At 66.4% G+C, this 14,218-nt stretch carries 13 protein-coding genes; 10 read left to right on the forward strand and 3 right to left on the reverse strand.

The window, feature by feature from the left end:
• Positions 1–71: 71 nt before the first annotated feature.
• On the reverse strand, positions 72–848 hold the full coding sequence (locus tag OCL88_RS00255; RefSeq protein ID WP_264961193.1) for an SDR family oxidoreductase: 777 nt from the start codon (positions 846–848) through the stop codon (positions 72–74).
• A 290-nt stretch (positions 849–1,138) separates the two neighbouring features.
• On the opposite strand from OCL88_RS00255, the gene OCL88_RS00260 reads away from it, so the two are divergent.
• The 10 genes from OCL88_RS00260 (at position 1,139) to OCL88_RS00305 (ending at position 12,137) form a co-directional block, all read left to right on the forward strand.
• A complete protein-coding gene (locus OCL88_RS00260; protein WP_264961194.1) occupies positions 1,139–3,646 on the forward strand; it encodes a GMC oxidoreductase in 2,508 nt (835 codons plus the stop codon).
• Positions 3,647–3,653: 7 nt separating this feature from the next.
• Positions 3,654–5,714, forward strand: a complete 2,061-nt coding sequence (locus OCL88_RS00265; RefSeq protein WP_264961195.1) for a hypothetical protein — start codon at positions 3,654–3,656, stop codon at positions 5,712–5,714.
• A complete protein-coding gene (locus OCL88_RS00270; RefSeq protein WP_264961196.1) occupies positions 5,711–6,766 on the forward strand; it encodes an alpha/beta hydrolase in 1,056 nt (351 codons plus the stop codon). The genes OCL88_RS00265 and OCL88_RS00270 overlap by 4 nt, the downstream gene beginning before the upstream one ends.
• Complete coding sequence (locus tag OCL88_RS00275; protein ID WP_264961197.1) at positions 6,763–7,728, forward strand: acetoacetate decarboxylase family protein; 966 nt, start codon at positions 6,763–6,765, stop codon at positions 7,726–7,728. Before OCL88_RS00270 ends, OCL88_RS00275 begins: the two co-directional genes overlap by 4 nt.
• Positions 7,725–8,207: a DUF1772 domain-containing protein gene (locus tag OCL88_RS00280; protein ID WP_062095778.1), complete on the forward strand. Its 483-nt coding sequence runs from the start codon at positions 7,725–7,727 to the stop codon at positions 8,205–8,207. The genes OCL88_RS00275 and OCL88_RS00280 overlap by 4 nt, the downstream gene beginning before the upstream one ends.
• A complete protein-coding gene (locus OCL88_RS00285) occupies positions 8,204–8,659 on the forward strand; it encodes a hypothetical protein (RefSeq protein WP_264961198.1) in 456 nt (151 codons plus the stop codon). The genes OCL88_RS00280 and OCL88_RS00285 overlap by 4 nt, the downstream gene beginning before the upstream one ends.
• Positions 8,656–10,002: a patatin-like phospholipase family protein gene (locus OCL88_RS00290; RefSeq protein WP_264961199.1), complete on the forward strand. Its 1,347-nt coding sequence runs from the start codon at positions 8,656–8,658 to the stop codon at positions 10,000–10,002. The genes OCL88_RS00285 and OCL88_RS00290 overlap by 4 nt, the downstream gene beginning before the upstream one ends.
• Positions 10,003–10,180: 178 nt before the next feature.
• On the forward strand, positions 10,181–11,056 hold the full coding sequence (locus tag OCL88_RS00295) for an FAD-dependent oxidoreductase (RefSeq protein ID WP_264961200.1): 876 nt from the start codon (positions 10,181–10,183) through the stop codon (positions 11,054–11,056).
• A 125-nt stretch (positions 11,057–11,181) separates the two neighbouring features.
• Positions 11,182–11,862, forward strand: coding sequence for a deoxyribose-phosphate aldolase (gene deoC, locus OCL88_RS00300; RefSeq protein WP_264961201.1), 681 nt, complete (start codon positions 11,182–11,184; stop codon positions 11,860–11,862).
• A 53-nt stretch (positions 11,863–11,915) separates the two neighbouring features.
• On the forward strand, positions 11,916–12,137 hold the full coding sequence (locus OCL88_RS00305; protein ID WP_201434580.1) for a hypothetical protein: 222 nt from the start codon (positions 11,916–11,918) through the stop codon (positions 12,135–12,137).
• A gap of 123 nt (positions 12,138–12,260) precedes the next feature.
• Here OCL88_RS00305 and OCL88_RS00310 read toward each other — a convergent pair whose 3' ends face one another.
• Together OCL88_RS00310 and OCL88_RS00315 are read right to left on the reverse strand one after the other, a co-directional pair.
• Entirely contained in the window at positions 12,261–13,076 is an 816-nt protein-coding gene (locus tag OCL88_RS00310) for a PIG-L deacetylase family protein (RefSeq protein ID WP_264961202.1), read from the reverse strand.
• The gene (locus OCL88_RS00315) at positions 13,077–14,216 is read right to left on the reverse strand and encodes a glycosyltransferase family 4 protein (protein ID WP_264961203.1); all 1,140 of its coding nucleotides are present in this window, start codon (positions 14,214–14,216) and stop codon (positions 13,077–13,079) included.
• Positions 14,217–14,218 lie beyond the last annotated feature (2 nt).

Here is a 14,218-nt window from a genome sequence, read left to right on the forward strand (position 1 = left end):
CGCCGGAACAGTGCCCGGTCGCAGGGAAGCCTACGGCGAACGGGCAGCGTTCCCGCGAATCCGACGGCGGATCAGGAGACGTTGAACCCGCCGTTGCTGTGCAGCACCTGCCCGTTGATCCACGAGCCCGCATCAGAGAAAAAGAACCGCACCAACGCCGCAGTGTCCGCGGGCGTGCCGAGGCGCCCGGCCGGGGTGGCCGCCGTCGTCCAGGAGCGGACAGACTCGTCCATCCAGCCGGTATCGATCGGGCCGGGGTTAATGACGTTGGCCCGGACGCCGAGCCCGGAAAGCTCGACGGCGGCTGCCGTCACGATCCGGTCCAGCGCGCCTTTGCTCGCCCCGTACGGCAGGTTGTTGACGGTGTGGTCGCTGGTGAGCGCCACGATCCTGCCTCCTACTTCGCCCGGAGGGACGGCGGGCAGTTGCTCCGCGAGCGCCTTGATAAGGAGCCATGTGGCACGCGCGTTCACGGCGAAGTGGCGGTCCCAGCTCTCGACGGACGTCGTGAGGATGCTGCTGTCCACGGACTCGCAATGGGACATCACAAGGCCGGTCACCTGTCCAAGCGACCGCCCTGCCGCGATCAGTTCGGCGGGGAACCCGGGATCGCTGAGATCGCCGGGAACAAGTACGACGCCGGCGCCACGTTCGCGGCATTCGGCAGCAATGGCGTCGGCATCGTCCGGGGACGCTTCGAGGCCGAGCCGGTCGTCGTAAGGCTTCCAATGGTTAATGACCAGGTTCCAGCCGTCCATGGCAAGCCCTGTGGCCAGGGCAGCTCCGATGGAACGCCGTCTTCCGACGCCGGTGATGACGGCGACCTTTGCAGGATTGTCGAGGCTCATGATCCGACCCTACGTGCCTTGCGGGCCCTGTTCCGCCAACGGGACCGGTGCACAGGCAGAAAAAACCGGGTTACTCCACAGCATGGACAGATACCCGGACCGGTGGGAACATAAGGGCCATAATCCGCGGAGGCATCACCCGGGGCACGTTCGGGTAACTCCAGGTCAGCTCTCGTTTGAGGGGAACGGCCATGGTTCGGCTGGGGAACACGAACACTGGGAACCCGGGTCCACAGCCCGCCGTCGATCCACCACGGCGGGGTGCCCCACCGGAAAAGGTGGACGCAGTAGTGGTCGGGTCCGGTTTCGGCGGTTCCGTGGCAGCCCTTCGCTTGGCCGAGGCCGGACAATCCGTGGTGCTCATGGAACGCGGCAAGCCCTACCCGCCGGGCAGCTTCGCGCGCTCGCCGTCGGAAATGGGCCGGAACTTCTGGGACCCGGACCGCGGCCTCTACGGCCTGTTCGACGCATGGACCTTCCGAGGCACGGAGGGGCTGGTATCCAGCGGGCTGGGCGGCGGTTCCCTGATTTACGCCAACGTGCTGCTGCGCAAGGACGAGAAGTGGTTCGTCAACGAATCCCCTATTCCGGGCGGCGGCTACGAAAACTGGCCGTTCACGCGGGCGGACCTTGATCCTTACTACAAGCTCGCCGAGGACATGCTCCGCCCCGTGCCCTACCCCTACAACGACACCCTCAAGACCCTCGCCATGGAAAAGACGGCGGCCAACCTCGGGTTGTCCATCAGCAGGCCTCCCATCGCCGTCACCTTCGCCACCGGACCCAACGAGGAACCCCGGACCAACCGGCCGCTTCGCCTCCCGGAGTACGGAAGCATCCACGGCCCGGACACGGTCCGGACCACGTGCACCCTCAGCGGCGAGTGCGACATCGGCTGCAACTCCGGCGCCAAGAACACGTTGGACCACAATTACCTGTCGGCCGCGGCCGCGAAGGGCGCCGACGTCCGGACGTTCCACGACGTTCGGGGCATCAGGCCCTTGAACGGCGGAGGCTATGAAGTCCGCTATGTCATCCACCACCCGGACAATAAGGGCGGGCTGCTGGACGAACACATCATCCACTGCCGCCGGCTCCTGCTTGGTGCCGGCACGTTCGGCAGCAACTTCCTGCTCCTCCGCAACCGGGGTTCGCTGCCGGCCCTCAGCGACGCCCTGGGCACCCGGTTCAGCGGCAACGGCGACCTCCTGACGTTCGTCATGGGCGCGAAGACGCCCGGGGAAAACGGCATGCCTCCGGGCGTCCGCACCCTCACCGGCAGCCGGGGTCCGGTCATCACCACTGCGATCCGGGTGCCGGACAGCAATGACGACGACGGCGACGGCCGCGGTTACTACGTGGAAGACGCCGGGTATCCGGCATTCATCAACTGGCTCATGGAAACCGCGCAGCTTCGCACCACCGTCAAGCGCACGGCGAAAGTTGCCGCGCGTTTGCTCACGGACCGGCTCTTTGACGCAGGGCGGTCCAACGTGTCGGCCGACCTTGCCGCTGCCCTCGGCGATGGAAGGTTGTCCTCGAGCTCGGTCCCGCTGCTGGGCATGGGCCGGGACGTTCCCGACGGCGTGCTGACGCTCCGGGACGGACGGCTCGCCGTTTCCTGGACCATGTCCACCTCGAAGGAATACTTCGGGCGGGTGCGGGCCACCATGTCGGCCATTGCCGGGGACCTGGACGGGGACTTCGTGGACAACCCGCTCTGGTGGGCCAAACGGGTCATCACCGTTCATCCCATCGGCGGGGCCCCCGCGGGCAGGCACCCCGGAGAGGGCGTGTGCGATTCGTACGGGGAGGTCTTCGGCTACCCTGGCCTGTTCGTCGTTGACGGCGCCGCGATGCCCGGTCCCGTGGGCGCCAACCCGTCTCTGACCATTGCCGCCTTCGCCGAGAGGGCGTGTGCCCGGATTGTGAACGCCCCGGCCCATCGCGGGATCGTGCCATCTGATGCTGCCGGCGGCCCGGTGGATGCTGATGCGCTGGCTCCACGCGCCCTGGCGCCGGACGCTACCAAGGGCAAGGGCGCGCGCCGGGAGCAACCCGCGGGCGCCCCCGCTTCGCAGACGCGTAGCCGTGGGCTGACGCCGGACGCAGCAAGTGCCCCGCCTTCGACGTCCGTGAGTTTCACCGAGCAGATGCACGGCTGGTTCAGCCCCGGCGTAACAGACCCGGAGAAAGGCCGGAGCCTGGGCCGGGACCGCAACCGGAAGATCATGTTCGAACTAACCATTACCGCCGAGGACATTGACGCCTTCGTGGCCGATCCACAGCATCCGGCAAAAGCGGAGGGATACGTGCTGGCCGATTACTTCGGCGGCCGGATGCCGGTGGAAAAGGGCTGGTTCAACCTGTTCGTCGAGGATGGTTCCACCGATGGGCGTCCGGCGCGCCGCATGCTGTACCGGCTGTGGCTGCGGGATCCCGGCGGCACTCCATTTACCTTTACGGGCTACAAGCAGATCCACAACGAGGCCGGCTTCGATCTCTGGCCGGACACCACCATCCTCTATGCCACGATCCTCCGTGGCCACGTACCACCAAGGGACGGCACACAGGAGGCACCGGAACCCTGCGGTGCGGGCATCCTGTATATCCGCCCCCTGGACTTCGCCAAACAGCTCACCACGTTCCGGGCGGAAGGCCCCGCACCGGCCGCGGGCCTGGCAGCGTTCATGAAGCTCTTCGGGGGCGAGCTCTGGCGGGTGTACGGCCACGGGATCAGGCGGGTGCCCTTCCCTTTCCGGGGCCAAGCCGGCCCCTCGAAGCGGCCAGGACGATGACCCCGCGATGAAAAGCCGGGAGCTCGGGAAGCACCGGGCGCTGCTGGGATTTACCCCGCAGCCGGCTGTCCGCTGGCTCTCCCCCATGTCCCTGGCGCGGACGGCATTGAAGGTCATGGCCGCCACCGTGTTCGCGGACTTCGGCGACAAACGCGAGCTCGAAGGCAGCTTCCCCGACGATCCGCTGCGCTTGGACAAACTTCCCGTACCGGGGCAACCGGCCCAGCCGCCCGTCACGAGCCGGGCTTTGCCGACCCTCGGGACGGGCGCCGGCGCCCCCACTGAGGGCCCGAGTTCCACGCCCGGTGGGCTCTGGCTCGACTTCACTGCCGACCTCGGCGACGGCTTCGACGCCACCTACACTGTGGCCTCTCTCCTGGCACAGGAATCGCTCAAGGTGGACGGCCACGAGCTTCCCCGCGGCCGGGTGCTGGTGCTGGGCGGCGACGAGGTGTACCCCGTGGCATCCCCGTCGGCCTATGAGAACCGCATGGTGGGGCCGTACCGCACCGCGTTCCCGGCCTCGCGGTCCCCGGAGGGCACCCCGCACGGCGGCAACCCTGCCCCGGGGCAAACCGCGCAGATTCCTGTGATGCTCGCGCTCCCCGGCAACCACGACTGGTACGACGGCCTGACCTCGTTCATCCGGACGTTCACCCGGCAACGGAACATCGGCGCGTGGCGGACAATCCAAAGCCGAAGCTATTTCGCCGTCCGGCTGACAGGCGAGGGGCCCGGACCCGGCCGTAAAGGCACCCCCGGCTGGTGGCTGCTGGGCTTGGACAGCCAGCTGGGCCAGTACATCGATGAGCCCCAGCTGGACTACTTCTACCGCAATGTCACCCTCCAACTGCAGCCCGGGGATGCGATCATTCTGTGCGTTGCCGCCCCCGCCTGGGTGGACGCCGACGCTGCCCGCACCGGGGAAAAGCCCAACGAGTTCCGCCAGGCCGACTTCTTCGAACAGGACTACCTGCGGCGACGGTTCAACCCGGAGACCGGCCTGTTCGAACCCACCGGGGCCAGTGTCCGCTTGTGGCTCACGGGGGACCTCCACCACTACTCCCGCTACGAAGAAACCACCCCCGAGCCAAGCACCCCCAACACCCTTGCCGCCAGGACCCAGATGATCACGTGCGGCCTCGGCGGAGCCTACCTTTCGGACGCCCACTGGCTCCCGAAGGAGCTCCTCCTCCCCGCACCGGCAGCGGCAGGAGAAACCTCCGGCGCCCGCCCTCGCACGGACAGTCGCACGGACACTGGCACAGACTCTGACACAGGCACGGACGCTGGACTTGCCGGACGCCGCTTCACCCGCGCCCCCACCATCTACCCCGACCAATCCGAGTCCCACCTCCTGGGCCCGCGGCTGGCCAACCCGTTCTCGCCGTCGTGGCTTCCCGTGCGCAACCCCGGCTTCGGCGTTTCCATGGGAGCCGTGCACGTCGTGGCCGCACTCACCGTCTGGACCGTGTTCAGCGCGTTCCAAGGCGAGTCCTTCGTGGACGCCCTGCGCGGGGCAACCACCGGAAACCTGCCCCTGACCATCACCGTGCTGGTCCTCGCCATGCCGGTCCTCCTGCTCGTGGTCTCCCTGCTGGCACGGGGACTGGGAATTGCCACAGCCGGCATCGTCGTTTTTGCCCGCGGCACGCTGTACCAACTGTCCGCGCTCGCGGTGAGTGCCGCCGTCGTGATCCTCATCCCGTGGCCGCGCCACTGGCCGGACATCCTGGTGGTGCTCGTGGCGCTGGCCCTGGTGCACGGCGGCGGGTGGGTGCTGGGGAGTGAGGCGTTCGCGCTGTTCATCCTGGCCACGCCCAGCGGCGAAGTGGACTCGTGGAAGATGTCCGGGCAGTCGATCGAGGACCACAAGGGCTTCCTCCGCATTCATCTGGGCACCGACGGCAACCTCATCGTCTACCCGCTGGTGGTGGACACCATCTGCCGCGACTGGCGGCTGGCAGACAACGACGACGGCGCGCGGCTGGTTCCGGAGTCCGGTTTGCCGGCCGTGCGGCTTCTTGAAGAACCGATCACCATCGCACGGAAGGGAACCATGCCATGACCATCACCCGCGCCGCGCACCGGACCGAGGTGATCCCGTTCCGTGCCCGGGACAACACTCCCCTGAGCCTGGTCCACGTCACGTCACCGGCCGAACCCACCAAGGGTCCTGTGCTGCTGGTCCATGGGTCCGGCGTCAGGGCGGAACTATTCAGGCCGCCCATCCGCACCACCATCGTGGACGTGCTCCTGGAGGACGGCTGGGATGTTTGGATGCTGAACTGGCGGGCCTCGATCGACCTCGAGCCTTTGTCCTGGACGCTTGCGGACGCCGCGGTGTACGACCACCCGGCCGCCGTCGAGTACGTGCTCCGGGAGACCGGGGCCGACACCATGAAGGCAGTGATCCACTGCCAGGGCTCCACGTCCTTCACGATGTCCGCGGTTGCCGGCCTGCTGCCGCAAGTGGACACAATCGTCTCCAACGCGGTCTCGCTGCACCCTGTGGTCCCCGCCTTCTCGCGCTTGAAGATCGACTACCTCACGCCCGTGGTGAAACTCTTCACCCCGTACCTTTCACCGGCATGGGGCTACAAGTCGCAGGGCTACTTCACCCGGGCCATCCGCGGCCTGGTCAAGGCCACGCACCACGAGTGCGACAACACCGTGTGCAAGATGGTCAGCTTCACCTACGGCAGCGGACGCCCGGCCCTGTGGGCCCATGAAAACCTCGACGACGCAACGCACCAGTGGATCAGCGGCGAGTTCGCAGAAGTACCGGTGACGTTCTTCGAGGAGATGGGCCGCAGCATCAAAGCCGGGCACATGGTCGCGGCAGGCAACCACCCGGAACTGCCGAAGGACTACGTGGCCGAGGCCCCGCAGACGGATGCACGGTTCGCGTTCATCGCCGGACTGGACAACCTGTGTTTCCTGCCCGAGAGCCAGCAGCGCAGCTACGAGTTCTTCCGCAAGCACCGCCCGGGCAAGGACTCCCTGCACCTCATCCCCGGCTACGGGCACTTGGACGTCTTCTTCGGCGAACACGCCTGGCAGGACACTTTCCCCATCATCATCGACGAGCTGAACGGACACCAGGAGCTCAAGCCATGAAAACCCTCACCGAGCTGATCACCCCACTGCTCAAGGTCATGCCCTCCCCCGTACCGCGCCGCCAGGAGCGGTTGCGGGGCCAACACGCCCTGGCGGACGGCATCAAGTACGTCATGCCCGTCAACTCCGACGATTCACCGGTCCTCATGGCGGCTTTCCCCATCAACAAGAAGGCTGCAGCCGCCATCCTTCCCGGACCTGAGCTGCGGCCATTCAGCCTGGGCGGCAAGGGCTTGCTGGTGGTCACGGTGGTCAATTACCGGTCCACGGACATCGGCAAGTACATCGAGTATTCGCTGGCCATCGCCATTACCCACGGCCTGGGACCTGCGCCACCGCTGCTTCCCTTGCTCTTCCAGAAGACGTTCAAGCTTGGCCAGTTCGTGGTGGACCTCCCCGTCAGCACAGAAATCTCCGTCAAGGGCGGCAAGGGCATCTGGGGCATGCCCAAACACCAGGCGAACCTTGACTTCGTGGTGACCGATTCCACGGTTTCCGCCCAGTACGACAAGGACGGCAAGCTCGGTTGCTACATTGAAATCGACCGCCCGGATCCGCTGGGCATCCCGCTGAAACTCGCAGCGTCCAACTACTGCGCGTTCCGGAACATGCTCTGGAAATCGGACATCTACTTTGAAGCCACGGGAGACATTGCTTTCGGGGCACAGGCCAAGGCGCGCCTCATCCTTGGCGACGCGCCCGGCGTCGCACCTTTGAAGAACCTGGAGCCGGAGGCGAAACCGATCTTCACCGCGTGGCTGCCCACGGCCCACGGCGTATTGGACGACCACTATGAGGCCTGGTTCCTGACGGCGCCCACCGAGGCCGGCGCTGCGGGCCTGCGGGGCGGAGAGATGCTGGACAGCGTGGTGAACCTCGGCCAGGGCCAGGAGTGGCTGGCGCCGCCCGACCGCAGCCGGGTGCCGGGCGCCGCGGCCAACACCCCGGGCGGTACCCCATGAACTGGCTGCTGCTCATCAACGCGCTGTACTTCCTGTTCGGCGCCACCATGTACGTGGGCACCATGTGGGTCCTCAAGTTCTTCCTTTACCCCACGTGGCGTTCACTCGCGCGGGACAACGTGGACATGCACTTCGGGATTCCCACCCGTGCCGCCACCAAGTTCTTCACCGTGGTTGTGCCCGTCATGTTCATTTCCGGCGGCATCCTCGTCTGGTCCGAGTGGGGCACTATCCGGGTTGTTCCGGCCATCATCTGCCTGCTTGGCATCATTGTGTTGACCTGGGTGGGACAGGGCATCATCATTCCCATCAACGTCCGGATCCGCGGCGGCGACTTCAAGGACGACGCCGAACTGCGCTCCCTCCTCAAGCGGTGGATGATGCTCAATGACATCCGTTTCTACGTCTCCACGCTGACGTGGGCTGCCATGGTGTGGCTCCTCGTTGACCGGGGCCGGCTGCTGGAGTCGTTCGGGTGAGCGCCCACGCTGAGTCCCGCAAACCACACCCGCCGGGGACCGTGGCCTGGGCAACGGCCGATCCCCTCCGGGCCGTCCTGGCCCTCATCGCGATCATCACGGTGCTGACGGGCGTGGTGGAAGTGCCCTTCGGAGGCCCCCTGCTCCAGTTGCTCGGCGCGGACTCGACCCCGGAAACCCGGCAGCTCTTTGGCACGGTGGGCATGTTCATGGTGGTGGTGGGCGGGCTCCTCCTTCACACCCTGCTCAACACAGTGCCCTCTCCCGAGGTGGTCCTGTGGTCCGGCGTGCAGAAGACCGGGGCCTTCGGAGCCGTAGGGATCGGGTTCCTCAACGGCGTCTTCTCGCCCCTGGCCCTGCTGGTTGCCTTCTTCGACCTCGCGACGGCGGTGCTCCTCTTCATCTACTGGCGGCGGCTCGGTGCCGCGGCCCCGGCGGGACTCACGCCATGAAGCGGTCCTTGGTATTGGCGGGCGGCGGGATGCGCGTTGCATGGCAGGCCGGAGTGGTCAGGGCACTGGCAGAGGAAGGGATCGATTTCCATCACGTGGATGGAACGTCCGGGGGAATCCTCACTGCCGGGATGCTGCTCTCCGGCGTATCCCCGGAGGACATGTGCCGGCGGTGGCTGGACGTTGACGTCAAGGACTTCGGCTCCGCACTGCCCTTGGGCGACTACCTTAAGGGTCCGTGGTCGCTGCCCGCCATCGGCGACGCAGACGGCATCCTCAACAAAGTGTTCCCTGCCCTGGGCGTCGACGCCGACGCCGTGCGCCGGCACGCAACTGCGCCGGACGCCGTCGAAGGTTCCTTCAACGTTGTTGAATTCACCGAAAAGCGATGCCACGCAATCGATGCCAAGGACATCGACGCCGAACTGATGGCCGCGGGCATGTCCCTGCCGATCTTCCTCACTCCCCTCCGCCGCGACGGCAGGATCTGGACCGACGCCGTCTGGGTCCGGGACGCAAACGTCGCCGAGGCACTGCGGCGGGGCGCCGATGAAGTGTGGCTCATCTGGTGCATCGGCAACTCCCCGTATTGGGGTGACGGTCCGCTGGAACAGTACGTCCACATGATCGAGATGAGTGCCATGGGCGCGCTGCTGGCGGACCTCGAGGCGGCCGCGGCGACGGGCCGGCACTTCGTGCTGCACGTCATCAAACCCGAACACCCGCTTCCCCTGGATCCCGAGTTCTACCTGAACCGGGTGGACGCCGGGACGTTGATCGGCATGGGGTACCGCGACGCCCGAAGCTACCTCGATTCCCTGCAACCGGAGGGCGTGGCCAAGGACGCCGGCTGTACTGCCATGACGGATCCGCCCCCCGGAGTCCGCTTCAACGACACCCTGCGGGGAGACATGGGCGGCAGCCCGCTGACGTTCCGGGCCACCGTGGTACTCCCTACAGCTGCCGTCGAAGGGCCGCCCCGGTTCACCGGCTACGTCGACCATGCGGGGGTTGGCGGCCGTGCGTTCGTGGCAGACGGGCGGGTGGAGTCCGACGGCGACCGAGTCACCTACCGCGGAAAGGTCCGTCTGGGCGGTTCCTGGAAGGAACTGAGCGTGACCCGGACCCTGCACGACGACCCCGGGCCGGACGCCTGGATGGACTCGCGCCGCGCAGAACTGGCCCTCGGGGATGCGCGCACCGAAGTGCGGATGACGTTGGCGGACGCGGCAGGGCTCCTGGCCTCCGTTGAACCGGTAGGCGCCCACGGCTTTATTGACCGGGCCGGGGCAGCCGCGGGATTCGCCGCAAACGGACTCCGGGAACTGCTCCACCGCTACTGACCTGCAGCTTTGGCCACATCACCCAGCAAGCGAGAGTGTGATCCAGCTTATTACCGGCGGGTAAACGCCGCGCTACAAACGCGCCTCCAATGGCAACAGCGGGGAAACACCCCCGAAAAACCCGGCTCCTAGGCTGATGGACACAAGCACCAGGCAGGTCACAGCGAAAGGGCCCACCATGTCCTCCTCTTCCCAGCACATCGTCATCGCAGGCGCAGGTCCGGCCGCCCAGGCTTTGGTTCGGCGGCTGGCGGGCAAAGGACCCCGGCCGCAGGGCCAGCGCCTCTTCGACGGCACCATCACGGTCCTGAGCAACCGTGATGAATGCCCGCAGGAACTCCTTGACCTGGCCGGACTGCCCCGCGTGTCCGTCCGCTTCGGCCAGGCGGCAAGCTACATCGATGCTGAAGCCAAGGCAGTCACCACCGTGGACGGCATGGAGTTCGCCTACGACCAACTGGTCATCGCCACCGGCTCAGCTCCCTTGCTGCCGCCGGTCACGGGCGCCTACTGCGGCCTGAGCTACTCCACCATCGACGACGCCGGGCCCATCGGGGAAGCCATCAAGGACGCCACGCGCGTGGTCGGTCACCGGCCGTTGGGGATATTGGTAGGCACCGGACCCGCTGCCGGACAAGCCGAGGCGGTCCTCCGGGCCCGCGGAGTCCGTCCCGTCCGCACCACGCTGCGCCCGGCCGCCGTCGTACCTTCCCTGGCCGGTTCCCCGCTGCCGGCCGCCGGCATCCTCTTCGAGGACGGCAGCAGCATGAACGGCGACCTCGTGGTCCTTGCCGAAGACCGGATCGCCCGCACCGAACTCGCCCTGACGGCGGGCCTGCGGATAGCCTCCGACGGCGGCATCGCAGTCGGGCGCGACCTCGCCACCTCGGTGCCCGGCATTTGGGCGATCGGCGACGCAGCTTCCTGCGACGGCCTGCGGCTGGGGCTGCTCCTCTCCGCCGAATCCTCCGCACTGCTGTGTGCCGCGGGGATTCTTTCAGGTGCCCCGGCGGCCGCTTTCGGGAACGCGGAGGACGCCCGGAAAGCGGCGTGAACAACCACCTGATCGGGCCGTGCAACCTCCGATCGGGCCACGGCACTTATGGCAAGATGGTCCTTTGACGGGCAGTGACAACCCTGCGGCCACCGGGCCGGCCACGCCCGGCACGGAAGGATCCCATGAGCACTGAAGCCGGCATTGCCTCCTACATCGACCACACCCTGCTGAAGCCCGAGGCCAGCGAGGCGGACGTCCTGAAGGTGTGCGCTGAGGCCGTCGAGTACAAATTCAAGTCCGTCTGCGTCAACCCGGTCTGGGTCAAGACCGTCAAGAACGCCCTCAAGGGTTCGGGAGTGCTGACATGCTCCGTGGTGGGCTTCCCGCTCGGTGCCACGCCCAGCGACGTCAAAGCGTTCGAAGCCCGCGGCGCGGTGCTGGACGGAGCGGACGAGGTGGACATGGTGATCAACATTGCCGCCGCGCGTGCCAATGACAAAGGCGCCCTGGTGGAAGACATCGCCAAGGTTGCCGAGAACGTCCACGGAGGCGAAGCCATCCTGAAGGTCATTATTGAAACCTCTTTGCTGAGCGACGAGCAGAAGGTCATTGCCTGCGAGGCTGCCGTGGAGGCGGGCGCCGACTTCGTCAAGACGTCCACCGGTTTCAACGGCGGAGGCGCCACCGCAGAGGACGTTGCCCTGATGCGCAAGGCCGTAGGCCCGGATCTCGGCGTCAAGGCCTCGGGCGGAGTGCGCTCCCTGGCCGACGCACAGGCTATGATAGCTGCTGGTGCAACACGTATCGGAGCGAGCTCCGGGATTGCCATCGTCAAGGGTGAACAGGGTTCATCCGACTACTAAGGCTTCCGGAAGCCGCCACGGAATTTGAGCCCTGCGGGGCCGAGGAGGAATGAATGTCCAAGAACACTGCCCCGATTGAAAAAGAGAACAACCTGGGCACCAGCATTGTCCTGTTCCTGGTGATCATCGTCCTGTTCCTCGGCGCAATCTACTCGCTGTCCTTCCTGACGCTGGACAACCCGTGGCCGATGGCCGTGTGCCTGGGTCTCTTCGCCCTCGCGTTCTGGATCCCGCAGACCATCCTCGGCCGTTCGGACTCGGCAGGCGAAAGCTAAACTTCGTACAACGGCAAGACGTACAACAGCAAGGCCCGGGCGGATTCGCCCGGGCCTTGCTGTTTCCTTGCTGTTTCAGCGGCCCCACGGGATCAGTCCGGCGTCGGAGCGGTCCCTACGGTTTCAGTCCGCGGCGAAATACGTTTCCGCTTTGACGGGGATCACGCCGCTCGGGAACAGGGCATCTGCCTGGGTGGCATATTCGCGTATGCGCGAAAGCTTGGAGGCAGCGCCGGCCTCCCACGTCCAGGGTCGGTAGCCCTGCCGCTCCAGCAATGCCGCGTCCGGTGGTGTCGCCACGTTATAAGGGAAGTCCGAGTACAGGACGACGTTGTCCGGGTGCCCTGCTGCCGCCTCCCGCGTGATCAGATGGTCAACGTGCCGTCCCACTCCCACCGGACAAAATAGCAATTCAGCCTGGGTGCTGGCCATGAGCCCGGCAACTTTGTCCCTCAGCTCCCCAATGAGCGCTTGGTCGCCCGGCGCCACTCTTCCCAAAGCGATATCGAACCGGTAGGTCGGGTAACGGTGCGTCAGTTCAGGAGGCAGCTTGCTCCAGACCTTGCCCACGAGCCCCTGCCTAAGGAACGGCCTGCAATTGCGGAGTGGTTCGCGCTTCCGGAAGAGGGCATCCACCTCTCCCAGGTGCAGGTACTGGACGCCCATGGCAGCCAGCGCGGCCCTGTCCTCGGCCTTGCGGGCTTCAAAGAGCTCCCCGGCGTCGGTGATGCAGCACTGGCCCAGGAACGATCGCGCCGCGCGAGTGTGCGGCGGGGAGCCCTCCTCCGTGAACACGGTGGCCACCACGATGGTGCGCCTTTGCGCCTGGGCCTCGAGCAGCGCACCGCAGGAGAGCACTGCATCATCAAGATGGGGCGACAGCACAAGCCAAGGCGCGTTTCCTGCCATGGAGCGTTCAACCCGTGTTTGCTGTGTCATCTAGTCCCTTTCAACGGCGCTGTCCTGCGGACCGGTTGTTGCAGAAAGTGCCTCCAAGGCGGCACGGTAAGCCTCGGCCTGGCGGTCCGCGAGCGCATCCCAGTTGTAGCCGGCCGCGAACTTCCGTCCTTCCTCAGCCACGGCTTCCAAGCCGGGTTGTGCGTATCGGCGCGTTATCTCGTCTGCGAACGCGCCGACGTCGAACGGCTCAACCAGCCACCCCACCCCTGGCGGGACGATCTCCCGCAGGCACGGGATGTCGAAGGCAATCACCGGCGTGCCCGTCGCCAGGGCATCGATGGCCACGAGTCCAAAGGTCTCGTGCCGCGAAGGCACCACCACCAGGCGCGCCTCGCTGAAAGCGCGGAACTTCTCCTCCCCGGAGAGCCACCCGAGCAACCGCACGCGCTCTGAGAGACCGGCGTCGCGGATGAGCGCACGCAGCTTTGCTTCGTCCGGGCCCGTGCCGGCAATGAGGAGCATCCCGTCCACGTCCGCGCAGCACTTGGCCCAAGCCGCCATCAGCAGGTCCAAGCCTTTGTGGCCGAGTTCCAGGCGCCCGACGAAGAGGACATTTTGGCCTTTGTGGGGCGTTGGTTTCCACGCGGCGGGATCCACGCCGTTTCCGATCACGTCCACATGGATGGCCGGATTCAGTGCAGCAAGGTTGTCTGCGATGCCGCGGGACACTGCAATGAGCCTCCGGTGCTTGCGAACGCCCCATCTTTCCACCCAGTGCAGGGGCAGTTTGTATTGCCGTGCTTTGTCCCTGGCATGCAGCCATTGGACAACGCCGATAGTGGGAAGTTTGGTCCAGAGCGGCGCAGCCATAGTGGAGAAGGGGGCGAAAAAATCCTCCACCACCAGATCGGCCGCCACCCGGCGCCGCCGCACTTCGAAGGGCAACCGCAGCACGTACGCCACCAGCCTGGTGAGCCTGGTGCCGCCACTGCCAAGGCCGATGGGCACATAGCGGACGCCGTCCTGGACCCGTTCCTGCCACCCGGGATACCTAGTGGTGAGCACAGTAACGTCGAATCCCCGGGCGGCAAGGCGCCGGTTGATTTCATGGGTCCGGACGGATCCGCCGCCGGCCCCGGGCATGCGGGGGTCCTCGAACCCCAGATGCAAAACTCTCATGA

The organism is Paenarthrobacter sp. PAE-2 (assembly GCF_026013155.1).
Lineage (GTDB): Bacteria > Actinomycetota > Actinomycetes > Actinomycetales > Micrococcaceae > Arthrobacter > Arthrobacter ureafaciens.